General features: G+C 61.3%; 17 protein-coding genes and 1 tRNA gene. 9 read left to right on the forward strand and 9 right to left on the reverse strand.

Features of this window, described 5'->3' with window-relative positions:
* Positions 1 to 240 precede the first annotated feature (240 nt).
* A complete protein-coding gene (locus EK16_RS11115) occupies positions 241 to 3843 on the forward strand; it encodes a DEAD/DEAH box helicase (protein ID WP_051929294.1) in 3603 nt (1200 codons plus the stop codon).
* 170 nt (positions 3844 to 4013) lie between these two features.
* Here EK16_RS11115 and EK16_RS11120 read toward each other — a convergent pair.
* Positions 4014 to 4106: transfer RNA gene (locus tag EK16_RS11120), tRNA-Ser, on the reverse strand.
* Positions 4107 to 4381: 275 nt separating this feature from the next.
* On the opposite strand from EK16_RS11120, the gene EK16_RS11125 reads away from it, so the two are divergent.
* A complete protein-coding gene (locus EK16_RS11125) occupies positions 4382 to 4672 on the forward strand; it encodes a hypothetical protein (RefSeq protein WP_038037129.1) in 291 nt (96 codons plus the stop codon).
* Between the two features lie 107 nt (positions 4673 to 4779).
* On the opposite strand, the gene EK16_RS11130 is transcribed toward EK16_RS11125, so the two are convergent.
* From EK16_RS11130 to gatB, 3 genes are all read right to left on the reverse strand, one after another.
* A complete protein-coding gene (locus tag EK16_RS11130; RefSeq protein ID WP_038037130.1) occupies positions 4780 to 5046 on the reverse strand; it encodes an SEL1-like repeat protein in 267 nt (88 codons plus the stop codon).
* A 296-nt stretch (positions 5047 to 5342) separates the two neighbouring features.
* Entirely contained in the window at positions 5343 to 6365 is a 1023-nt protein-coding gene (locus EK16_RS11135; RefSeq protein ID WP_197059692.1) for an endonuclease/exonuclease/phosphatase family protein, read from the reverse strand.
* Between the two features lie 956 nt (positions 6366 to 7321).
* On the reverse strand, positions 7322 to 8818 hold the full coding sequence (gatB, locus tag EK16_RS11140; protein WP_038037132.1) for an Asp-tRNA(Asn)/Glu-tRNA(Gln) amidotransferase subunit GatB: 1497 nt from the start codon (positions 8816 to 8818) through the stop codon (positions 7322 to 7324).
* A gap of 252 nt (positions 8819 to 9070) precedes the next feature.
* On the opposite strand from gatB, the gene EK16_RS11145 reads away from it, so the two are divergent.
* Both EK16_RS11145 and EK16_RS11150 read left to right on the forward strand, forming a co-directional pair.
* Positions 9071 to 9853: a hypothetical protein gene (locus EK16_RS11145; RefSeq protein WP_038037133.1), complete on the forward strand. Its 783-nt coding sequence runs from the start codon at positions 9071 to 9073 to the stop codon at positions 9851 to 9853.
* Between the two features lie 541 nt (positions 9854 to 10394).
* Complete coding sequence (locus EK16_RS11150; protein WP_156098595.1) at positions 10395 to 11714, forward strand: APC family permease; 1320 nt, start codon at positions 10395 to 10397, stop codon at positions 11712 to 11714.
* A 179-nt stretch (positions 11715 to 11893) separates the two neighbouring features.
* Here the strand turns inward: EK16_RS11150 and EK16_RS11155 are convergent, their stop codons facing one another.
* A complete protein-coding gene (locus EK16_RS11155; protein WP_156098596.1) occupies positions 11894 to 12166 on the reverse strand; it encodes a hypothetical protein in 273 nt (90 codons plus the stop codon).
* Between the two features lie 586 nt (positions 12167 to 12752).
* Between EK16_RS11155 and EK16_RS11160 the strand changes: the two genes are divergently transcribed.
* From EK16_RS11160 to radC, 3 genes are all read left to right on the forward strand, one after another.
* Positions 12753 to 14342 carry a 2-isopropylmalate synthase gene (locus EK16_RS11160; protein WP_051929300.1) on the forward strand — a complete coding sequence of 530 codons (1590 nt, stop codon included), beginning with the start codon at positions 12753 to 12755 and terminating at the stop codon, positions 14340 to 14342.
* 533 nt (positions 14343 to 14875) lie between these two features.
* Positions 14876 to 15646, forward strand: a complete 771-nt coding sequence (locus EK16_RS11165; protein ID WP_038037138.1) for a sulfite exporter TauE/SafE family protein — start codon at positions 14876 to 14878, stop codon at positions 15644 to 15646.
* 218 nt (positions 15647 to 15864) lie between these two features.
* Positions 15865 to 16581, forward strand: coding sequence for a RadC family protein (radC, locus tag EK16_RS11170; protein ID WP_051929301.1), 717 nt, complete (start codon positions 15865 to 15867; stop codon positions 16579 to 16581).
* Positions 16582 to 16763: 182 nt separating this feature from the next.
* On the opposite strand, the gene EK16_RS11175 is transcribed toward radC, so the two are convergent.
* On the reverse strand, positions 16764 to 19112 hold the full coding sequence (locus tag EK16_RS11175; protein WP_038037145.1) for a lytic transglycosylase domain-containing protein: 2349 nt from the start codon (positions 19110 to 19112) through the stop codon (positions 16764 to 16766).
* Between the two features lie 333 nt (positions 19113 to 19445).
* On the opposite strand from EK16_RS11175, the gene dapA reads away from it, so the two are divergent.
* On the forward strand, positions 19446 to 20339 hold the full coding sequence (gene dapA / locus EK16_RS11180; RefSeq protein ID WP_038037184.1) for a 4-hydroxy-tetrahydrodipicolinate synthase: 894 nt from the start codon (positions 19446 to 19448) through the stop codon (positions 20337 to 20339).
* 147 nt (positions 20340 to 20486) lie between these two features.
* Positions 20487 to 20981 carry an SsrA-binding protein SmpB gene (gene smpB / locus EK16_RS11185; RefSeq protein WP_038037146.1) on the forward strand — a complete coding sequence of 165 codons (495 nt, stop codon included), beginning with the start codon at positions 20487 to 20489 and terminating at the stop codon, positions 20979 to 20981.
* A gap of 16 nt (positions 20982 to 20997) precedes the next feature.
* Here the strand turns inward: smpB and EK16_RS11190 are convergent, their stop codons facing one another.
* From EK16_RS11190 to EK16_RS11200, 3 genes are all read right to left on the reverse strand, one after another.
* Positions 20998 to 21777 (reverse strand): phosphodiester glycosidase family protein, encoded by a 780-nt coding sequence (locus tag EK16_RS11190; protein ID WP_038037148.1) that lies wholly within the window; start codon positions 21775 to 21777, stop codon positions 20998 to 21000.
* 50 nt (positions 21778 to 21827) lie between these two features.
* Positions 21828 to 22649, reverse strand: coding sequence for an alpha/beta fold hydrolase (locus EK16_RS11195; RefSeq protein WP_051929295.1), 822 nt, complete (start codon positions 22647 to 22649; stop codon positions 21828 to 21830).
* Between the two features lie 174 nt (positions 22650 to 22823).
* The gene (locus tag EK16_RS11200) at positions 22824 to 23315 is read right to left on the reverse strand and encodes a peptidylprolyl isomerase (protein WP_156098597.1); all 492 of its coding nucleotides are present in this window, start codon (positions 23313 to 23315) and stop codon (positions 22824 to 22826) included.
* Positions 23316 to 24004: the final 689 nt, after the last annotated feature.

A 24004-nucleotide genomic window follows, 5' to 3' on the forward strand; every position in this document is an offset into this window, starting at 1 on the left:
GTTACAATTCCATGGAATACCAGAATGGACCGCCCCTGCCGGGGCATGCCCCGGTAGGAGCACTCAGCGTAAGCCTCCTACAAAATTTCCAGACCTAAGGTTACAGTACCCAAGACTGTCCCAAGTAACGTGCTCATCTCCTTCTCTTTCTTGAGAAGGCAGGGGCAGAACTGAACATTCTCCACAATTCTCCAGCAGCCAAATTGCGCCTGACGCAGAAACGCTGTTATTTCACTTCTGATGAAAACCATCTTCGACACGACAGACCTGATCGACACGTTCGAGGTGCGGTTCCTCGAGCGGGGCGTGTCCTATCATGAATCGGGACGCGTTGAACAGGCACGCACCAAGATATCCCGCAACGCCCGCAAGATGACCATCGAGGGTGTGGTGCGGGGCAGCCGGGGCAAGACCTATCATCAGCGCATCGAAGTTTTCCATGGTTACGGCCATGCCAGTATCGAAGGCGAGTGCACCTGCCCCGTCGGATACAATTGCAAGCATGTCGTTGCCGTCCTGCTGGAAGTCCTGCATCAACGGGATAACAAATCCGACCGCATCGGCATGACGGAGACGACACCTACTCCCTCGCCCGGACACACCGCCGTGCCTTGCGATGACCGCCTGCTGCAGTGGCTTGAACAGGTGCAACAGGCCGCAAGCGGCCGCGAAGCCGCCCAGGACCCAAATGCCTATCCGGATCATATTCATGAGCGGCTCATCTACGTGCTGGCGCCGGATGACCGCAAGGAAGATCTCTCCCCTGCCAGCATCCGCCTTCTCAGCACCCGGCGGCTGCTCAAGGGCGGCTACAGCAAGACCGTCCGCCGCTACAATCCGGAAAACGCCTTGCGCGACACCCCTGCCCGTTTTCTTCGCCCCGTCGATCTCGACATCCTGCGCCAGCTCTACTGGGAAGTGAAAAACCGCGACGAACACGGACACTTCTGGCGGGCGGAGGAAGACTATGACCTTTCCCGTCTCCCCGGCGGCGCCAGCCTGTTGGAAAAGATTCTTGGCACGGGCCGCTGCCACTTCGGCTCCCTGAAGGGGCCTCTGCTGCAAAAAGGGCCGCAGCGGCGCGGCGCCTTTTTCTGGCATCGCAGCGAGGATGGTCTGCAACAGCTGCGGGTGCGCCTGCTGCCTGAAGGCGAGAATACAGAGGCAAGGGCCAACGACACGGACAAGGAAAAAGAGGCGCAGGCTCTAGTTCTGCCCGTGAATCCGCCCTGGTATCTGGACCTGAAAACCGGCCTGTGCGGGCCGCTTGATCTTGGCATTTCTCCGGGGCTGGCCGCCCGCCTTGCCGCAGCGCCGCCCTTGCACCCGCGCGATGCCGCCCTCGTGCGCGAACAGCTGGGCAAGATATTCGGCGATGCTGAAAAGGCACCCATGCCGCCGCCGGAAATGCCGGAAAAGGTCATTGTCCGCAAGGTAAAGCCAACGCCGGTTCTGCGGCTCATCCGCGGGAACCTGAAATACGATCCGGCCTTTTTCGAACCATTCGGCAGCTATTTTTCCCGGCCGTTTGAAAAGGTTTCCGTGCCGCTCGCCCGCCTTTCCTTCGATTATGACGGAACGGAAATTGCCGACGACACACCCGGCGCCAGCATCGATTTTCAGAAGGGCGATGAAATTGTCATCATTCCCCGCGACCACAAGGCAGAACAAGAGGCACGCGAGACCCTGTATGAATTCGGCTTTGTGCGCATCGAGGACATCGACCTCTTTTCCAAGCCGGCCCGGCACCGCAAGGACTATTTCCTCACCCCCGACCCGGACCTCACCGTCAGAATGTCACTGTCTGGCCCGGAGCGGCTGAAAGCGCTCTATTTCGAGGATCCGAGCCGGTTCATCAGCTTCTCCGCCGAGGGCGTTCCCTGGCTGCAAAAGGAAAAGGGCTGGCGGGTAAAGGTGGCAAAGGATTATCCGGTCCGGCTGCTGGATGAAACAGATGTGCACTGGTGGGGCGAGATTGAAGACGACAGCAGCACTGATTGGTTCTCCTTCACCGTTGGCGTTGAGGTGGACGGACAGCGCGTCAACCTCATCCCCGTGCTCACGGGCATCCTGCGGCAACTGCCCGCGGAATTGTTCACCATCGAAGATACCGGCAAGCGCAACGCTATGCTGGAAAAAATAGTCAAGGATCATCTGCACTTGTGGACGCAGCTGGATGATGGCCGCCTGGTGCCGCTTGAGGCGGAGCGCGTAGTGCCCGTCATGCGCATGCTGCTGGATCTGCAAGAGGGATTTGGCACGCAGGATGAAGACAAGCTGCGCATCTCGCCGCTGGAATCTGCCGATCTGGCGGAACTGGCCGAAGAGGTGCCGGATGTTGCCTGGCACGGCCATGAACGGGTGCGGCGCATCGCAGAGGCGCTGCGCAGGATTGCCCGCGAAGGCCTGCCCAAGATTGCGCCGCCGCCCAATTTGCGCACCACCTTGCGCCCCTATCAGCATCAGGGGTTGTGTTGGCTGGTTTTCCTGCGCGAGGCGGGGCTGGGCGGCATTCTTGCCGATGACATGGGCTTGGGAAAGACGGTTCAGACCCTGGCCTTTCTGCTGCTGGAAAAGAACGAGGGCAGGCTGAAAAGGCCGGCCCTGATTGTCTCCCCCACTTCGGTGCTGCCCAACTGGGAGGCGGAGCTACAACGCTTCGCGCCCGATCTGCGCGTGTTGCGCCTGCACGGACCGGAGCGCAAGGCGCGCTTTGCACAGGTCAGCGAATATGATGTGCTGCTCACCACCTATCCCCTGCTCGCCCGCGACGAGGAATTCTGGCGTCAGCAGCCGCTGCACGCCCTCATTCTCGATGAGGCGCAGGCGATCAAGAACCCGAAATCACGCGGCGCATCAGCAGCGGCGCAATTGCGGGCGGATGTGCGCCTGGCGCTGACCGGCACGCCGGTTGAAAACAATCTTGAGGAGCTCTGGTCACTGTTCAATGTCCTCAACCCCGGCTTCCTGGGGGATCTGAAAACCTTCCGCCGTCGCTTCCGCACCCCCATCGAGAAGCGCGGCGATACGGCCCGGATGAAGCTTCTCAAGCGGCGCATCCGTCCGCTTGTGCTGCGCCGCAGCAAGGAGGAGGTGGCAAGGGAACTGCCGCCGAAGACGGAGATTACTGAATACGTGGTGCTGGAAGGCGCGCAGCGCGATCTTTATGAAACCATCCGCCTGATGATGAACGAGAAGGTGCGCCGCGCCATTGCCGAAAAGGGGCTGGAGCGCGCGCGCATCGAGGTGCTCGAGGCCCTGCTCAAGCTGCGTCAGGTCTGTTGCGATCCGCGCCTGGTGAAGCTGCCGGCGGCGCGCAAGGTGAAGGGATCGGCCAAGCTGCACCGGCTCATGGAAATGCTGCCGGAATTGATCGCGGAAGGTCGGCGTATTCTGCTGTTTTCCCAGTTCACGTCCATGCTCGACCTTATCCGCCCCGAGCTTGAGAAACACAAAATCGATTATGTGGAGATCACCGGCAAAACAAGGGACAGGAAAACACCGGTTATGCGTTTTCAGGCCGGGGATGTGCCACTGTTTCTGATTTCGCTGAAAGCGGGCGGCAGCGGGCTGAACCTGACCGCGGCCGATACGGTGATCCATTACGATCCGTGGTGGAACCCAGCGGTGGAAAACCAGGCCACCGACCGCGCCCATCGCATCGGACAGGACAAGCCGGTGTTCGTGCATCGCCTGATCGTGAAAAACTCGGTGGAAGAGGCCATCGAGCAGCTCAAGCACAAAAAGGCGGAACTGGCGGCCAGCCTCCTTGAGGAGGGCAAAAGCACGCGCTTCACCCTGACCGAAGACGACATCGACGCCCTCTTCGCCCCGCTCGAATGACGCCATTTTTCGGAATGTCTGACCGGTGAAACTGCCCCGCACGATGCCCAAAATGGGCGTTACCGGCAGGTCATGGCCATTTCGGGAAAATGGCTCGGCCCCGGATACATGCCGGAACGAATGCAGACAGGCCGAATGGACCGCAGGAGCTAAGAGAGGATGGTCAGGACTGGCGGAGAGGAAGGGATTCGAACCCTCGAGGCGGGGTCTACCCGCCTACTCCCTTAGCAGGGGAGCGCCTTCGACCACTCGGCCACCTCTCCGCGCGCGTTTATGCCCGCATTCGCGCCGCGTTTCAAGGCCGGAATCGGCTCAGGCAACCTGCATGGTCTTTCATGCCCGGCGCTTTTTTGCTGTGTCCCGTTTCGGAAGCGATGCTGGAAAGATCCGCGGCCATTTCCGGCATGGTTAAGGGAAAATTTATCGCTCCGGTGCTTGACTGTGACTGTGAGTATGTCAAAAGTCACACAGAGAAGTGCTTCGCGACCTGCGATGGAATAAGCGGGCGCCTTGCACACGAAATCGGGGAGTTGACGCCATGAAACGCCTTCTCGTCCTTGTCGGCGCCGCAGCCAGCCTCATTGCCCTTGGCCTTGCCCAGGAGGCCATGGCGGACGAGAAATTCATCCCCAAGGGCTTCTCCTATCGCCCGGGCGATACCCGCCTGCCGCCGCTGAATTCCCAACGTTATCGCATCATCACCCGCGCTGATGAACTGGAAGCGCGCATCTACACCAGCAAGAAGCTGCGCTCCGATTTCGAGGATTACATCTATCGCAATCAGCAGCGCGATCTTTCACCGCCGCGCCCGGGCTGGCGCTATTACTGAGCATCACCGCCCTGCCCCGGCGCTCATCACGGGCCCAAAGCACCCGTTCCAGAAAAGCACGCAGCATATCGCAATGCGCCACAAGCGTTCATGGCGCACTTTTGTGCTCAGTTCAGCCCCATCCAGGCCCGCGCGCGCCGCAGCGCCTCCTGAAGCTGATCGCGCGTCATTTCCGCAGCGATTTCCTGCCGATAGTGCCGCGCCTTTTCATGCCCGCGAATGGCGGCGAGGTTGAACCATTTGTGCGCCTCGACCAGATCGGCCTCAACCTCTCGTCCCAGGCTGTACATCAGCCCCAGCTCGAAGAGCACATCCGCCGCCGCGCCCTGCGAGATCGTGGCGGCATCGACAAAGGCGTGATCCATGCGTGCCATGGCTCCAGTCCCCTACTTACAAACGCTCTCTCCCGTGAGGGTGGCCGCCCCCGGCAGGTCTTGCCGCCTGTTTGACCACCACTTTCACGCAACCTGTAAGGTTCATGCCACCAGTTTGCGGTGTGGAGCATAAGGGGCCGTTAAGGAGCATGGTAAAGAAAGGACAAAGATGACGGCCGCATGGTCTCCTTCATGAGAGGACGGATCCAAGCTATTGATATTAAAGGATTATTCACAGAGCTTCCGCAACAGTCCCGCCTTAGCGCAGCATTTACCATGCATGCTTTTTTGCGGCCTCAGGGCTGCGGCTGCCGGCGCCTGAGCGTTACGATGACCGGGAAATGATCGGAGCCGGCATTATCGCCGATCCAGGGTCCGTCCACACGCTCGAACTCAGGAGAAATGAACACGTGATCGATGGCCAGCTGCGGCAATGGTCCGGCCCAGGCCGGCCAGGTCGGCAGCCAGGTCTGCCGTTTCAGGCCACTGCCGCGAATGAACGTGTGCAACATCACCGAAAAGGGCGTGGCGTTGAAATCGCCCATGACGATGCGCGCGCCCTTCACCCCTTTCACCAGCCGCGCCATGGCCCGCACCTGCTTGTATTGCGAGCCAAGCCAGGGGAAACGCAAGGTGTGCACCACAAAAACATGCACCGGCCCGGAAGGCGCATTCACGATCACGTGCAGATAGGGCGGCCCCATCCACAAGAACCGGGCCCGCACCTTCTTCACCGGCCAGCGCGACAGGAGCGCCAGATAGCAATGCGGCATCTCTGCACAGTCGGCCCGGTAGGGATAGTCCGCCTGCAATTGCGCATAGAGCACGCGCTTGTCGGCCTGAAATTCGACGAACCCCAGCACATCCGGCTTCTGCCGCATAATTTCGCGGCGAATGGCGTCCACATCCACATTATGCAGCCAGGTGTTGAAGCTCATCACCCGGATGTGCCAACCGTCCGTGGGTTTTGAAAAACCATCGCTTTTATGCAGCATGGCCCAGCCGCCGATGGCCACGCCGCCCAGGACGACAAGCACAAAAGCAACAACAAGAGAATGACGCGGCAGAAGCAGTCCAATGGCACAGGCGGCGGTAACGATCAGAAAATGCACGGTGAACTGGGAGAAGACATCAAAGCCGAGCCAGAACGTCGTCAGCCACGGCAGGAACAGCCCGGCAATTGCCCCAGCAAGGCCCAGAGCACACAGCACCTTCTGCCAGTTGCGGACGAACCGCTTGAACATCCCGCCCTGTCGCTGCGCCCGTTCCGGCGCCAAGGGCAGCGATGCACCATCCTCGTCCTGTGCCGATCCGCTCATGGGCATTGCCGCTGGTTCACTGTTTCATCCTGCATCAATGATCGGATGCGCATCCCTGAAAAAGCAGGAAAAATGCCAGAACGGGATAGACCGGCCTTGCCGCACTCCCCCCAAACTTTCACGCCATGGAGCCACAACCCGGGCGAACCTTTCCCGCCCTTGCCCGAGATGCAAGGACGCCCTCACCCGGTGCATCCAGCATTGCGGCAAGCACAACCTGCCCCGAATCAATTCACCGCAATGGTATCCCGCAATTGCGGCAGAAAGGAAACCGGCAAGACGGCACCTGCCTCCAGGGCCCGGAGAATCCGATATGCCACTGCCCTTGGCTCGCGGGCAAGGGCCTATCCTGCACACTATACGGCACAACGTCGCCATCTTTTTCGTCACCCCGTAGATCAGTCCAGTCGTGTCCAATTAAATTGCTTTATGTGTTGCGAATGATTTTCGCTACAAAGAGCGTGATTAATCACATGCTACGCAGATGCCTTTATCAAGGCATCCTTCCCCCCTTGCCCAAACTTGGGAGGTTGTTATTTTTGTATTGAATATCAACTACTTACGTCATGCCCGGGCTTGTCCCGGGCATCCAGGGGCGGTTTACGCATGCAGGAGTGGCAGGCAGAAACGGTTTCTCCAGGCTCTATCCTCAGAGAGGGAACCCCTTTCAAAAAAGCATACGGCTCAGATCAAGCCTGCTGGTGAGCACCACCGCCCACCAAAAACACCTCATTCCTGGCCCTGGATTGCCGGAACAAGTCCGGCAATGACGTTTTTATATGATTTATCAATGAGTTAAACAAACACTCCCTATTTCGTGGAAAGTCTTTTTTCTACGGTCGATGAGACGACAACCTCATGCTTCTTGAACTTCCTTGGACACGCTTGGGCTTTCGCCGGCATGACGGTATGAGTGTCGTGTAGTGTGCCATTCCAGATCAAGACCGCCAGGGAGATTATGAAATTCCCAGTTTCTTGCGCACCAAGTCGTTGACGGCTTTCGGGTTGGCCTTGCCTTGTGTGGCCTTCATCACCTGACCGACAAACCAGCCGGCCACATTGGGCTTCTTCTTGGCCTGTTCCACCTTGTCCGGATTGGCGGCGATGACCTCGTCCACCACCTTCTCGATGGCCGACAGATCGGTCACCTGCTTCATACCGCGTTCCTCAACGATCTTTTCCGGATCGCCGCCTTCGGTCCAGACGATGTCGAACAGCTCTTTCGCCGTGCGCCCGGAAATATCGCCCTTCTTGACCAGATCGATGATCTTGCCCAGCTGATCGGCGGAGACGGGGCTTTGCTCGATGCTCAGCCCGTCCTTGCGCAGCCGCCCGAAGAGTTCGTTGATGACCCAGTTGGCCGCCGCCTTGCCATCGCGGCCCTTCGCCACCTCCTCGAAGAAGTCGGCCGCGGCCTTGTCCGCCACCAAAACGGAAGCGTCATAGGGCGTCAGCCCGTATTGCTCAATGAAACGGGCCTTCTTGGCATCCGGCAGCTCGGGCAGCGTGGCGCGGATCTGCTCCACCCATTCCGCATCCAGCTTCAGCGGCAGCAGGTCCGGATCCGGGAAATAGCGATAATCGTGCGCCTCCTCCTTGGAGCGCATGGAGCGCGTCTCGCCCTTCTTCGGGTCGAACAGGCGCGTTTCCTGCTCCACCGTGCCGCCGGATTCGAGAATGTCGATCTGGCGCTGCGCCTCGTATTCGATGGCCTGACCGATGAAGCGGATGGAATTGACGTTCTTGATCTCGCAGCGGGTGCCGAACGGCCCGCCGGGACGGCGCACGGAAACGTTGATGTCCGCGCGCAGACTGCCCTGCTCCATGTTGCCGTCACAGGTGCCGAGATAACGCAAGATGGTGCGCAGCTTGGAGACGAAGGCCTTGGCCTCCTCCGCCGAGCGCATGTCCGGCTTGGTCACGATCTCCATCAGCGCCACCCCGGCACGGTTCAGATCCACATAGGAATAGTCGGGATGCTGATCGTGAATGGACTTGCCGGCGTCCTGCTCCAGATGCAGCCGCTCAATGCCAACCGGGATGGTCTCGCCGTCCACTTCGATATAGACCGTGCCCTCTCCCACGATGGGCTGCTTGTACTGGGAGATCTGATAGCCCTGCGGCAGGTCGGGATAGAAATAGTTCTTGCGGTCGAAAACCGAATAGAGATTGATCTTCGCATTCAAGCCGAGGCCTGTGCGCACCGCCTGTTCCACGCAGAATTCGTTGATGACCGGGAGCATACCGGGCATGGCCGCATCCACGAGCGACACATGCGTATTCGGCTCACCGCCGAATTCGGCCGAGGCGCCGGAAAACAGCTTGGCCTTGGAAAGCACCTGGGCATGGATCTCCATGCCGATGATCACTTCCCAGGGGCCGGTTGCGCCCTCGATGAAGTTCTTCTCGTTGGGCGTGCGCGTATCAATGATTTCGGTGACCGGTGCGTCCATGGTTCGCTCCCGAGCCTGCGGATGAATCCCGCCCCCGTGAATGCCACCAACGCGGCGGCGGCGCAAGATCGGAAATATCAGGCAGGCATATCCTTTTTCGAACAAGGGCAGGCGCCGTTCTCCCTCGTGACAACAACGAAGACGAAACGGAATGGTAGCATGATAGGAAAAGAGCAATTACAAATAGCGGGATTACCAGAAAGCGGATCGCTTATGGTTTCACGTCCGAAGGCATGCAAGTGAGGCCACATCATGCGGGATCGACATCATAAGCCGCTCTTTTCACCGGAAAAAGGCCCCGGGCCCTGCAGCCTCTGGTGCCGCCTGACCGCGCCGCTGTTTCAGCGCTTTTTCCTTGATGAGAACCGCAAGCCCTCCGTTCTTGCCGTTCCCAAAGGACAATATGTTCTGCTTGTGGATGAAAACGGCCGCCTGATTGATAACCCGGATGTTCACATCCGGGACAAGCGCGCGGTCCATGATTACATCACGGGGGATCCTCGCAAACTCACTCATACCATCATGTTGGGTTTGGCTCTGCAGATGACCTATCTTTTTGTTTTCTGGCCTCAATTGCAAGCCGTTACCCCCGTGAAGCTTTTCATGGCCACAGCTATTCCCGCAGTGTTTGCTCTTGCATTGATGCTCATCCGCATTCTTCATGGACGGGCGCACAAGCCCAAAGGCGGCCTGCCCAGGCGCCAAAACCCTGCATTCTTGCGCCGTTTAGCTCTCTTCTCGGTTGCCAGGCTGAATGGCTATAATATGAAAAAACGGCTGATCTTCTTTGCCGCCACGGCCCTGCTTGTCCTGGCTCTCGGTAATACCATTCACGAGATTGCCCAAAATCCGCCCACACTTTTCGTTCAAATACACCTGTTGCTGGCCTGTCTCTGGTTTGCCTTCGCCCTGAGCTTCGCCGGCATTCTGCTTCTTGCCAATCTTGTCTTTTATCCCTGCCTGCGCTGTCACGGCTTCACGTATGAGGACTTCATCATATCAACCGATACCGGTCCGACAGAAACGAGCCAATGATCCCATGAACACGCAATGGGCTTTCGCCGGCATGGCAAAGAGAATGTCACGCCCCGTCCCGGAAAAAGAGGCAGGCCCCTTGAATCACGCTCTGGAAAAAGGCTCGTAAGCCATTGTTAACCATAAACTTTCCCCAAGGTTTTGAATCTCTTTCTCACCAACCTGAATCTCTTTCTCATCAACCTGAATCAGTTTCTCAGGCCGTTGAATCGATATCTGAAATCAAGCCCCCTTCCCGCACCTGCCTGCCCTGCCGGCATGGTCGGCAGGATCAGCTAAAGCCCCGGAATTCCCCGAAAAGAGTGGAGAAAACGTAAAGATCAGCGGCGTTGAAAGCGTAGGCCAGACTGCATACCTGAAAAGTGACGTACCGCTCACTTTTGTGGCTGATGATCAGCCATTCACCAGACCGTGACCATCCCGGCCGCACATCATGGGCGGAATGGCCGCATCCCAAAAAGGAAAGCCGCGTCCATCACCTTTTGGGGGAAAACAACACGGTTAGTAAGCGCATTCACCATAAAGGCGGGAGGATCGGCCCGTGTCCAAAGCACATGAACTTTCCCGGCGCCGGGGCCCTTTAGGGCTTTTGGAGCTGATCGCCATTGGTGTTGGCGGCATGATCGGCGGCGGCATTTTCTCCATGCTCGGCCTTGCCGTGTCCATCACCGGCCATGCCGCCCCGCTTGCCTTTCTGCTTGGCGCCATGGTCGCCTTCTTTGCTGGCTATTCCTACATCCGCCTTGCGCTGACCTTCAGAAACGACGGTGCCTCCTATATCTACCTCTCCCGCGCCTTTCCCAAACGCCCGGAAATTTCCACCCTCACCGGCTGGACGGTCATCATTGGCTATGTCGGCACTTTGGCGCTTTATGCCTTCACCTTTGGCGCCTATGGCGCGGACATGCTCGGCCGCTCGCACGATCCGCTCGTGCGCATGGCGCTCTCCCTTGCCGTGCTGCTGTTCTTCCTGGTGGTCAATCTGCGCGGCGCACGCACCACGGGCCACACCGAGGATCTCGTCGTGTATGCCAAGATCCTCATTCTCGCCGTCTTCGCCGTGGCGGGACTGCAGAGCATCGAACCGGCCAACTTAACTCCCCTGATCAACAAGGGCGTGCCGTCCATCTTCATGGCCGGCGCCCTCATCTTCGTGGCCTTCGAGGGCTTTCAGCTCATCACCAACGCCGTGACCGAAACCGAAAATCCCGACCGCGACATCCCCCGCGGCATCTACGGCGCCATTGCCATCACCTCTTCCATCTACATCCTGCTCGCCATTGTCGCCATCGGCAACCTGCCGGAGGAACGCATCATCGCCGCGGAGGAATACACCCTAGCCGAGGCCGCACGCCCGGCACTGGGAGAAGCAGGCGTGCTGCTCGTTGGCATCGCTGCCCTGCTGGCCACCTCTTCCGCCATCAACGCCACCGTCTTTGGCGCCGCCCGCATGATGGCGGAAATGGCCCGCGAAGGGCGCATGCCGCACATCCTTGTCAAGCGCAATTTCGCCAATGTGCCCTGGGTGGCCACGCTGACGCTCATCGGCCTTGGCGCCATCTTCACCCTGGCCGGCGGCCTTGAGGTCATCGCCTCCTTCTCGTCCATGACGTTTTTGCTCGTCTCCATTGGCGTGTCCGTGGCCAACCGGCGGCTGCGGCAGAAGACGAAATCAAAAGGCTGGGCGGTTCTTTCCGGCATCGGCCTGATGAGCATCACCGTATTGCTGCTCATCGTGCATCTGGCCCGCGATGATCCCAAAACCCTGGCTGCCGTTGCCGCCATCTATCTCGCCGCCGGCATTCCCGCCTGGTATTACGGCCGCAGCATGCGCAAGGCCAAAGAGCCTTCAGAAGGCTGATCCGCCATCAATTGGACAAGACAAAAAGGGGGAAACAGGCGCTTTTTCGGGGCGGATGGCGCCTGTTCCCCCATGGGCTTTTCCATAAAAGTGATGCGACACAATCAGGGGAGCCGTCTTCCCCTCATGATGCGGGAAGGAAGGCTCAAGGCCTCAACTCCCCGCTCTGGATTGCCGGATTACTTGCCCTCCTCGGCGGGCATGGCGCCGGCCGCCTTCAGCGCCTCGGTGGCGGCCTTGGTGCAGCCGGCCTCGTCACCCGCCTTCAGCGCCTCCTCGGCTTTCGCCTTCATCTCGTCCACGGTCTTCTTGGCCTCATCGGCAAGCTGCGCCGTCTGCATCGCGGCATCCAGCTTCTGCAGCATGGCCTGACACCCTTCTTCGGCCATGGCCGGAGCCGCCACCGCAGCCGCAATACCCAGCGCAACCAGAATTCTGCCCATGTAAGACATGTTGTTCACTCCCTCTTGTGAAAATGGTCGATCCGTTCGACGACAACGCTGCCGGACCCCGCGTCCGACAGCGGGAATGAAAAATCAGGACCCGGGCATTCACACGGCATGATTGTGAAAAAAGCCGTATCAATTTGCGGAAAGATTGTGGCATCATCAACATGCGTCTCAAAAATTGCACATATCGACCTTGCGTTAACGAATTGTCAGGCCCGGGGGCGTTTACAATGCGAACAAATCGCGTTAGAGAAAGCCGCTGAAAGTCATGAACGGCAGAGCTGACATCGCCGCGGGAAAGATGAAAAACATGCGCACGCAGCCGATCCACAGGATCACGAGCCAGAACGTCGCACGGCCTATCGTGCGTTCGCGTGCGCGCCTTCTTTCCGGCCTGCTCCTTATTGGCCCCTGATTGCCGGGGGCCCGCGGTGCGCATGCCAAGGGCAGGCAGTCAGGGGATCCTTCCACAAACGGTCAAGACAGCAACCAGGGCTTCACCGGCCGCCGGCCGCGCCATGACACCGGGCGCCAGCATGAGGGCCGGTGGCGTGAAAAGCCCCGAAAAGGAACAGGAGCAGGAAGATCCATGAGCGAGCAGGAACGCGTCTATATCTTCGACACCACATTGCGCGATGGCGAACAGTCCCCCGGGGCCACCATGACGCTGGAGGAAAAGCTGCAGGTGGCCGATCTGCTCGATGAAATGGGGGTGGATGTCATCGAGGCCGGCTTTCCCGTGGCCAGCCCCGGCGATTTCGAGGCCGTTTCGGAAGTGGCCAAGCGCGTGAAACGCGCCTCCGTCGCCGGCCTCTCCCGCGCCAACAAGCGCGATATCGAGGTGGCGGCCGAAGCCGTGCGCTTCTGCGAGCGGCCGCGCATTCATACCTTCATCTCCACCTCGCCGGTGCACATGAAGTACAAGCTGCAGAAGTCGCCGGAGGAGGTGCTGGAGCTGATTCAGATGTCGGTGTCCCTGGCGCGCAACCTCGTGGATGACGTGGAATGGTCCGCCGAGGACGCCACTCGCACCGAGCGCGATTTCCTCTGCCGTTGCGTGGAAACGGCGATCAAGGCCGGCGCCACCGTGATCAACGTGCCCGATACCGTGGGCTACGCCACGCCGGAGGAGTTCGCCGATCTCATCCGCATGCTGATCGAGCGCGTGCCCGGCGCGGAGAAGGTGATCTTCTCCACCCACTGCCACAATGATCTGGGCCTGGCCGTGGCCAATTCGCTGGCCGGGGTCAAGGCCGGCGCCCGTCAGGTGGAGTGCACCATCAACGGCATCGGCGAGCGCGCCGGCAACGCCGCGCTGGAAGAGGTGGTCATGGCCATGCGCGTGCGCAATGATGTCTATCCCTTCACCACCGGTATCGACACGCGCATGCTCACCCGCGCCTCCAAGCTGGTCTCCGCCGTCACCAGCTTCCCGGTGCAGTACAACAAGGCCATCGTCGGCCGGAACGCCTTCGCGCACGAATCCGGCATCCATCAGGACGGCATGCTCAAGCACACCCAGACCTACGAGATCATGCGCCCGGAGGATGTCGGCGCCGGCAAGACCTCGCTGGTCATGGGCAAGCATTCCGGCCGTCATGCCTTCCGCACCAAGCTGAAGGAGCTGGGCTACGAGCTGTCCGACAACGCGTTCGAGGATGCCTTCCGCCGCTTCAAGGAGCTGGCGGACCGCAAGAAGCACGTCTACGACGAGGACATCGAGGCCCTGGTGGATGAGGAGATCGCCACCGCCACCGACCGCCGCAAGGTCGTGGCCTTAACCGTCATCGCCGGCACCATGGGCCCGCAGACTGCCACCCTCACCGTGGACGAGGACGGCACCCACCGCACGGTGCAGGCCACGGGCAACGGCCCGGTGGATGCCACCTTCAACGCCATTAAGCAGGCCTTCCCGCATGGGGCGCGGCTGGCGCTCTATCAGGTGCACGCCGTCACTGAAGGCACCGACGCCCAGGCGGAAGTGACCGTGCAGCTGCGCGATGAGGAGGCGGGCATCTCCGCCGTCGGCCGCGCCGCCGATCCCGACACGCTGGTGGCCTCCGCCAAGGCCTATCTCTCCGCGCTCAACCGGCTGGAGGCCAGAAAGGCCCGGGTGCGGCCCATGTCCACCGTCGGCGACGAGCCCCTGCCCGAGGCCGAACGCCGCGCCGGACCATAATGCCGATACGCGGCCGATACGCGAGGCAGAAGGCCCTCAATGCCGCGGCCTGAATGCCCCGGCCGCAACGACACCACAAAAAAGCCCGCGCCCCAGCCCGCGGGCTTTTCCTTTTCCGGGAAAGCCCGAACACGTTCCCCACCAAATATTTCCGCGGGGGACACGACACGACACCTGCTTCGTCATACCGCAGATCAGCCGGTATCTCAGGCCATTGCCCCATGCGTCTGTGGCCCGAGACTCCGGCTGATCTATGGGGTGACGCGAAAGATGGCGACGTTGTGTCGTGTGGTGAACGCCATCGCAAATGCCGGAACGGGATTGTATCCCGTTCCGGAACGTTTTGGCGGAGTATATTACCCCGCCATCCGTGCTTTCGGCGGGATTAAAAATCCCGCCGAAACGTTCCGGAAGGATATGAAATATCCTTCCGGCGGTAGTTTGCGGCCCTTGCCCGAGGCTTCCGCCGGGAGGATGAGAAAGATATCACTTTTCATGTCGCGTTAAGTGGGCGGTGGCGGAAAGGAAGGGCCATGTCCCTGTTCGATGTGATCGTGCTCATTCTGGCGGGGCTTGCCGGGGGTGTGGCCAATGCCTTGGCCGGCGGCGGCACCTTTTTCACCTTTCCGGCCCTGCTTGCCATCGGCCTGCCGCCCACCGTGGCCAGCGCCACCTCTGCCACCAGCCTCTGGGCCGGGCGGCTCAGCGCCATCGTGCCGCAATCGCGCCGTATCAACCTGCGTGATCCCGTCATACGCCGCCGCATCACCGTTGCCCTGCTCGGCGGTGCCACCGGCGCCGGGCTGCTCCTGATCACGCAAGAGCGCACCTTTCTTTTCATCGTGCCATGGCTTTTGCTCATCGCCACGGTCAACCTGCTCTATGCCCGCCACATGGGGGCCTTGCTCCGGCGTCTTCTCGGCCTGCGGCTGCATCAGGGCCTGGAATTCCTCCTCGAATATCTGCTTGCCGTCTATGGTGGCTATTTCGGTGCCGGCCTCGGTGTGATGACCCTCGCTTTCTATGCGGTCTTCACAAGGCTCTCCCCCAACGCCGCCAATGCGCTGAAAAACGTGATCACCGCCCTCATCCTCACCATCGCCGTCATCATTTTTCTCACGGCCGGACGCGTGAACCTCATCGCCGCCCTGCTCGTCATGCTGGGCGCCATTCCCGGCGGCTGGGCGGGCGGCTGGCTGGCCGAACGTCTTGATCCTCATCTTTTACGCCGGATCATCTGCGTGCTCGCCGTATGCATCACGCTCTATTACTTCGTGAAGATCATCATCCTTCGCGCCATCTGATCCTTGAAATGTCTGAGACCAGGTTGCGTAAAGGCTGACCGGTGAAATCGCCCCGCGCCCCACCCAAGCCCTTGTTTTTCATAATTGGGGGGGTTGGGTGGGGGCGCGGGGCGGTGGGTGGTTCATTATGCTGGGTGGTTGAAAACGGCAGAGCCGCCAGGCCCCCGGTCACTTGACCATATTGGCAAGCCTTGTGCTTTGCCGCTATGGTTGTGGCCATGAAGGGGGTGAACGGAGTATCGGACATCGCCGGCGGGGGAGAGAAGGCGCATCATCTCGGGCATCGTCAGCGCCTGCGCCAGCGATTCCTGCAGGCGGGCGCCGATGCCCTGGCTGACTATGAGCTCCTGGAGCTTGTACTGTTTCGCGCCATCCCGCGGCGGGACTGCAAGCCGCTGGCCAAGGCGCTGCTTGCCCGGTTCGGATCCTTCGCCGAGGTGATTTCCGCGCCGCGTGAGCGCCTGCGCGAGGTGGAAGGCGTGGGCGATGCCGTGATCACCGAGCTCAAGATCGTGCAGGCCGCCGCCCTGCGCCTGGCCCGGGAGAATGCGCGTAAGCGCCCGGTCTTCTCCGGCTGGTCGGACCTGCTTGCCTATGTGCGCGCCGCCATGGCCTATCTCGATCGCGAGGAGTTCCGCGTCCTCTATCTCGACAGCAAGAACGCCCTCATCGCCGATGAGGTGCAGCAGAAAGGCACCATCGATCACGCCCCGGTCTATCCGCGCGAGGTGGTGCGCCGCGCGCTAGAGCTTTCCGCGGCCTCCATCATTCTCGTGCACAATCACCCCTCGGGCGATCCCACCCCATCACGCGCCGATATCGAAATGACCCGCCGCGTCATCGAGGCGGCAGAGGCCGTCGGCATCAAGGTGCACGATCACGTCATCGTCGCCCGTGAAGGACACGCCTCTTTACGCGGACTGCAACTGATCTGACCGACCATACTACACGACACCCCCATCGTCATACCGTAGATCAGCCGGTATCTCAGGCCATTGACTCATGCGTTTGTGGCCCGAGACCCCGGCTTTCGCCGGGGTGACGAGAAAGATGGAAACGGTGTGTCGTGCAGTGTGCTGACCGACACGGAACACCGCCATAAAGCCGCTGCAGGTATTCAGCAATTGCGCACGAGGTCGGCAATGCTGGCGTTCGCGCCGCCGCAGCGGCCCTTGCCCGGGCCTGTGCCCTTACCTTCGGTGAGGGATGCAGGGCCGCCGGATGTGGGCTGTGGCCTGACGGCGGAAGCCCGCCCGCCCTGCTCCGCTTCCTTGCGCTTTGCCCGTGTTCCTGCCTTGCGCGGCTTGGCCACCGCAGGCGGCAGCACGTGTTCGTGCCAGCCGGGAACGCCGCGCCAGAGATCATAGGTCATGGGCAGCATGCGCCGCTTCAGCCGCGTGCGATAGACATGCGTGCCCTGCAACACCTTTTGCACGTACATACGGGTTTCGGTGATGGGGATCATCTCCACCCATTCCACCGGATCCGGCCGCCCGGAGCGGAAATCGCCATAAGTCTGCAGCCATTTGCGCACATTGCCGCCGCCGGCGTTATAGGCGGCAAAGCCGAGCACGTAGGAGCCGCCGAACTTTTCGATGAGCCGGGCGAGATGATGCCGCCCCAGCATCAGGTTGTAGGACGGCCGCGCCGTCAGCCAGCTTGTGCGATAGGGCACGCGCAAGATCCGGGCTTCCCGCCGCGCCGTGCCCGGCATCAGCTGCATGAAGCCTTTCGCCCCGGCATGCGAGCCGGCCCGGGCGTTGAACTCGCTCTCCTGCCGGATCAGCCCGAGCAGCGCCGCCTCCTCCAGCGGCGGGCCCAGATGGCGGAATCGCGGCAGGGCACGCACGGGATAGCCATAGTTGTCAAGATCGATGCCCCGCCGCCCCGCCGCCTTGGCCAGGCGCACCGCGAGCGAAGGTCCGCCGGCATCCCACAGCAATGAGGCCACCGCCGCCAGCTCATCCCGCCGGTTGAAGGCATAGGCCAGCGGCCAGACGAAATAGCCGCTCAAATCCCGCCCCCTGCCGCCGGCCGAAGCGAGAAGCCGCACCGCCCGCACCAGCTCATGCCGGTTGATGCGCGCCTTCGCCTCCGCCGTGGCATGCCCCTCTTTCAGAGGAATGGGCCGGCGCCCCAGCCCGATCTTCTCCCGCGAGAGAAGGCCATAATAGACGGTTGGCGTCTTTGCCGATTCCCGATAGGCCCGGCGCGCCCCCTCGATATCGCCCAGCGCCTCGCGCGCCCGGCCCACCCAGTACCAGCCCTTGGCCTTGGAGGTGCGCGTGCGCGCAAGCTTTGGCATGCGCAGGAAATGCTTCAGCGCCGTTTTCGCATCATGCAGCTTCTCAAGCGCCATGAAACCGGCCAGGAACTCACCGCGATAGGCCGGCTTGCCGGGCCTGGAAAAACCATGCGTGGCCATGAGGCGATAGATGCGCCGCCAGTGCCGGCGATGCTTGGGCCCCATCATGTAACGCGCCACCAGCCGCTTCTCCACCCACCATTGCACGGGATCCAGCTGCGCTGCGCGTGCAGGGGCCCGCTCCAGCATGGACAGGGCCGTGGTCACCGGCCCGCGCTTGCGATAATAGCGCGCCAACGCATAGCGCAGGGAAGCGCGGTTGCGCATGGAAGCGGGCAGGCGCCGGTAAAGCGCCGGGCCGTTGCGCCTGAAACGGATCAGCGCGCGCGCCGCTTCTGCCGTCCGGTAATGGCTTGAGGACACCCGCCGCCCTGCGCGCATGGCGGCGATGGTGCGCTGCGCCACGATAAGGTGATCCATGCGCCGGGCATCGAGATCACGCGATATATGACGGCGCAGGTTTTGCAGCGCAAAGCGCTCCGCCTCCACGCTCAGGCCCGGATCAAGCCAGGCCAGGCGCACATGCCGCGCCGCCGGCACCGGCTTGCCTTCCTTCTCGTTAAGCCAGGCGAAAGCCAGATGGCCATAGGCCGAAATCGGCTTGTGCCGGGCGAAATAGGCCCGCGATGCAGCGATGTCCCGCGCCAGCATCAGCCGCCGCTCCGCCCGCACACGGAACGTGCGGGCAAGCGGCCAGCGCGGATTGGCATCCACGAAGGCCAGCAGCCGGCTGGCCGGCGCATCCTTGGGATTGCCGAGCAGATAGAGCCATTCCACAAGCTTGACCGCCACGGCATCCCGGCTTCTCAGCGCCACGGCCCGCGCCTGATCATACCGCCCCTTTAGCGCAAGACGCACCGCCTCCACCGCCGGGCCGGAAAGGCGGGCGGAAAAGGCCTTGCTGGCGCTGGCGCGGGTGATCGGCCGCGCCGCCGGCTCCCGATCGCCGGCGAAAGACGGCAAGCCCCCCTGCGCACAGACCGCAAGCGACAGGGCGAGCGCAAGGATGCGCTTTCCCGCATGAAGATGGCGCTTCTCATGCATGTCTGAAGAGGATTGTGGCCGGGCGCAGGCCGGCGCATGGGCGATGCGTGCTGTCATGTTGCTCTGCCAAGCCCCTGATCACGAAAGGATTGATCTCACTGCTTCCGGCCGCCCATGGTGTTGAACATCATACGCACGCACAGGGTTTACGCAACGATAATGTGGTGCGCTTGCGGCCAATACAAGGCAGGGACATGCTTGCCGTCCCCCTGCCCTTGTGGTTTAAGCTGCACGCGATCACCGACGGAATCCCTCACCGCTCCCTCAAAATGGGAGCCCAAGGTTGTCGGAGGCATCATTCCGTCGGCATGGTTGAGAGTTGGTTAACGCCCGGCACCGGCAATGCTTTTCATGCGCCGGGGCCGGGCCAGGAAGGCAGGTGAACAGGCCATGGCCAGGGAAAAGTTCAAGGGTTCGTTTCCGGCGCTGATCACGCCCATGACCGAAGACGGCGAAGTGGACGAGGCGGCCATGCGCCGCTTTGTGGACTGGCAGATCGAACAGGGCTCCGATGGCCTTGTCGCCGTCGGCACCACCGGCGAATCGCCCACCTTGAGCCACGAGGAACACAAGCGCGTCGTTGAGATCGTCGTCGAACAGGCCAATGGCCGCGTGCCGGTGATCGCGGGCACCGGCTCCAATTCCACCGCCGAGGCCATAGACTTCACCCGCCATGCCGAGAAGGCCGGCGCCGATGCCGCCCTCGTCGTCGTGCCCTATTACAACAAGCCCACCCAGGCCGGGCTTTATGCCCATTTCCGCGCCGTGGCCGAAGCCACCTCCCTGCCCGTGTTCATCTACAACGTGCCCGGCCGCACCGTTGCCGATATTTCCAACGACACCATCGTGCGCCTGGCCAGGGACTGTCCCAACATCATCGGCATCAAGGACGCCACCGGTGATCTCACCCGCGTGTCCATGCTGCGGCTGGAGCTGGGAGAAGAATTCGTGCAGCTCTCCGGTGAGGACGGCACAGCCCTTGGCTTCAATGCCCATGGCGGCGTGGGCTGCATCTCCGTGACCGCCAACGTCGCCCCCGCCCTTTGTGCCGAGTTCCAGAAAGCCACCCGCGAGGGCGATTTCGCCCGCGCCCTGAAATTGCAGGACAAGCTCATGCCCCTGCACAAGGCCATGTTCGTGGAAACCTCGCCGGGCCCGGTGAAGTATGCCGTCTCGCTTTTGGGCTTCTGCACGCCCTTTGCCCGCCTGCCCATGGTGGAGATTGCCGAATCCTCCAAGGAGGCGGTAAAGGCCGCCATGCGTCACGCCGGCCTGCTGGACTGACCGGCACGGCGCAGGCCCCCTCAAAAAGGGAACGCGTTCATCAACGGCAGGCTCCATGCCTGTCTGATAAGCGTGCCGGCGGGAAGGTCCATCCGCGCAAGGGGCCCAATCAGAAAGAGATCCGTGACGAAAGGGGTGGGAACGGCCATGTCCTCGAAAAGCGGAGGCGCCAAGGGCAAGAAGAACGGCGGCAAGGTTGTCGCCGAAAACCGCCGCGCCCGCTATGACTATCACATCGAGGACACGCTGGAAGCCGGCCTTGTGCTTGTCGGCACCGAGGTGAAATCCCTTCGTGAGGGCCGCGGCAACATCGCCGAAAGTTACGTCGCCCCTGAAGGCGGCGAGATGTGGCTGATCAACGCCGACATTCCCGAATACAGCTTCGGCAACCGCTTCAATCATGAGCCGCGGCGCAAGCGCAAGCTTCTGCTGCACAAGCGCGAGATCGAGCGCCTCACCCAGGCCGTGCAGCGCCGCGGCATGACCATCGTGCCCCTGAAGATGTATTTCAATGACAAGGGCCGCGTGAAACTGCTCATCGGCCTGGCCCGCGGCAAGAAGCTGCATGACAAGCGCGAGACCGAACGCAAGCGTGACTGGCAACGCCAGAAGGCCCGCCTCATGCGTCAGCTCGGGCGCTGAATCCTGCGGATATGCGTCACCTGGCCGGGGCTTTTCCCGCCTCTCCAAGCGGCGCCACCACGGCGATCATCGGCCCCATGGGCAGAAAGCGCCCAAAGCGCTCAAGCTCCGGCGCATAGATCTGGGATATGGTGCCGTCCAGAAACAGGGCGTTCGGCGTTTTCAGCGCATCACGAAAGAAGCGCGCAAATCTGTGAAAGGTCACCGGCTCTTCCGAAAGCGCAAACCACACCGTGCGCCCATCTGCCTGAACGCCCACGCCGTTTCTGATGCGCCGCGATGGCGAATTGGCGCGAAAGCGCGGATGCAGCCGCCCATTGATCACCAGCATCGGGCCGGACTGCGTGGCATAATCCACTGTCATCTTTGCGCGTGCAAAGCGCCGCGATTCCCACACACCCGCCTTGTCACCACGAACCCAGAACACGCCGTTGGGCAGCAGATGAAAATTGCCCCGGCCCTTGCGCAAGTTTATTGATTTGAGCGTGCGGCCATTTTCGACATAAAGCCCCGCCGGCGCATAACGAGGCGTGTACATGCCGCCGTTCATGGCAAAGCGCAATTCAAGCCCGCGTTGTTCAAGATGCCGCCTCAAGGCAGCGAAGGAATACAAAGGCCGCTTGGCATCATCGGCATGAAACAGCCGGATATCATCCTTTCCCGCAACAAAACGGCAGGCGATGAACCCGCGCCCCTCAAAGGAAACGCGCCGACAGCCGCTCATGCCGTCTTCGCCTTTCACCGGCAGGGAAAAGGCCATCACGACAGCCACGCCCAAAAGCCTCACGGCAAGCATGCCCCCCTGCCGTTCAAGCCTTCTTACCGTCCTGCCCCGTCTTGCCATGATCATCTCTTGCCTGGGCCGTCTTGCGCCGTGTGATGCGGCTCTTCCGCACAAACCACATCCAGAAAGGCAAGCACCGCCTGCTTGTGCCGCTTGTCACCCACCGCGTTCATGTGATCCCGCCCGGGCAGCACCACCACTTGGGCCTGCGGCATCACCGCCTGCAAAGGCTCCGGCGGCCCGGCAATGCCATCCTTCTCGCCCACGGTGATCAGCACCGGCATGTCAAGCGCCGCCAGGGCCTCCGGCGGCACCGGATCGCGCCCCGCCCGCATGCAGGCGGCCAGGGCTTTCAGGTCCGAGCCCGTGCGCTCGGCAAACTGCCGAAAGGCGCGGGCGCGCTCCGAAGAAATTACGGCCGGATCCTCTGCCTCCAAAGCCGCGGCGATGTCTTCCGCCCCTCCCACACCGCGCAGAAGGTTGCCGGCCATGCCGGCGAGAATGAGCGAACGCACCCGGTCAGGGTGGGCAATGGCCAAAAAGGCCGCCACACGCGCCCCCATGGAATAGCCCATGACATGGGCCTTCCGAACCCCGAGGTGATCAAGAAGCCGCCGCGCATCCGCCGCCATGGCCTTTGCCCGATAGCAGGCGGGATCATAGAGCTTCTCGCTTTTCCCATGTCCGCGATGATCCGGCACGATCACCTCAAAACCGGCGCGGGTGAGCGCATCCGTCCAGCTGGTGGACACCCAGTTCACCCGCCCGTTGGAGGCAAAGCCGTGCAGCAGCAGGACGGGATAACGCCGCTTTTCCGGCGCGGAGTCATCGGGCGCGAAGACCTCGTAATGGATCCGCACGCCATCGGAAATGAAATCCGGCATGATCCCTTCACGCACTTGCAGCTAAGGCCATTTAAGGCCGAGTCACCTTATGCCAACATGCACAATAAACCACCTACCGCCCCGCGCCCTCACCCAACCCCCAAATGATGAAAGACAAGGGCTTGGGCGGGGGCACGGGGCGGTTTCACCGGTCAGTCTTTGCGCAACTTGGTATCAGGAGGCATCGGTCGCCACCCAGGCCTTCACGATCCGCCCCGGATTGGGCACGGGCTCGCCCCGCGGCAGCGCGTCGATCACGTCCATGCCGTCCACAACCTCGCCCCAGACCGTATATTGCCCGTCGAGAAAGGGGCAGTCCGTAAAGCAGATGAAGAACTGCGAATTTGCCGAATCCGGATCCATGGCCCGCGCCATGCCCACCGTGCCGCGCTTGAAGGGGGTATTGGTGAATTCCGCCTTCAGATCGGGCTTGTCAGAGCCGCCCATGCCCGTGCCTGTCGGATCGCCGCCCTGGGCCATGAACCCCTCGATAACGCGATGAAAGGGCGTGCCGTCATAAAAGCCCTCGCGCACCAGGGCCTTGATGCGCTCCACATGCTGCGGCGCCAGATCCGGCCGCAGGCGGATGGTCACCTTGCCGGAAGTGGCCGGATCGGTGGTGTCGATATCAAACACGATGGTGTTCTCAGGATCGGTGATGCTCAAGGTCTCTCTCCTCTTGAAGATTTCATGACCGGCCGCTTTTGCTTAGGCCCTTCCGGGGCGCACTATGCCCCTTTGCCGCAACAAAGAAAAGCCGCAAGGAGCCCAAGACCTTTGCAAAGCATGAAAAACGGCCCGCACACTACACGACACAACGTTGCCATCTCTCTCGTCCCTCCGGCGTATGCCCGAGGTGTGCAAGAAAATTAAAAAAGACTTTCCATACGTTGGGCGTTAGTTGCTTAACTCATTGATAAACAAAAAAGAAAACGTCATTGCCGGGCCTTGTTGTTCAGCCCGGGGACATGGTTTACGCCTGTTCGGAGACATGGTTGACACATTATAGGGCGCAAAGGCAGGGTGGGTTCAAGGTCGGGGTGGACCGGTGATGGAGAGCGAGAGGGGGGTGTTTCACAGGGCCTTGCCTGTCAAGGATGAAACCGCTTGCGCGGCGGCCCTTTAGGGCCGTCCTTGACAGGCAAGGGCCTGTGAAAGAATGCTTTGAGAGACGCCAATGGCGAAGACTTCGCCATTGGCGTGTCCTTGCAAACTCGAAGGGAGGCGCAAAAAGTCACCACAGGAGCGGCGTCCGTCGCCCTCAAGAGCGCGTTTTGCCCGTTCGCAGGTCGATTTCGGTGATCTTGACGCTGCCGAAGCAGACATCGAAGAGGCCGTCGGTGGCCGTGGGCCTG

The organism is Thermopetrobacter sp. TC1 (assembly GCF_000746275.1).
Taxonomy (GTDB): domain Bacteria; phylum Pseudomonadota; class Alphaproteobacteria; order Rhizobiales; family Aestuariivirgaceae; genus Thermopetrobacter.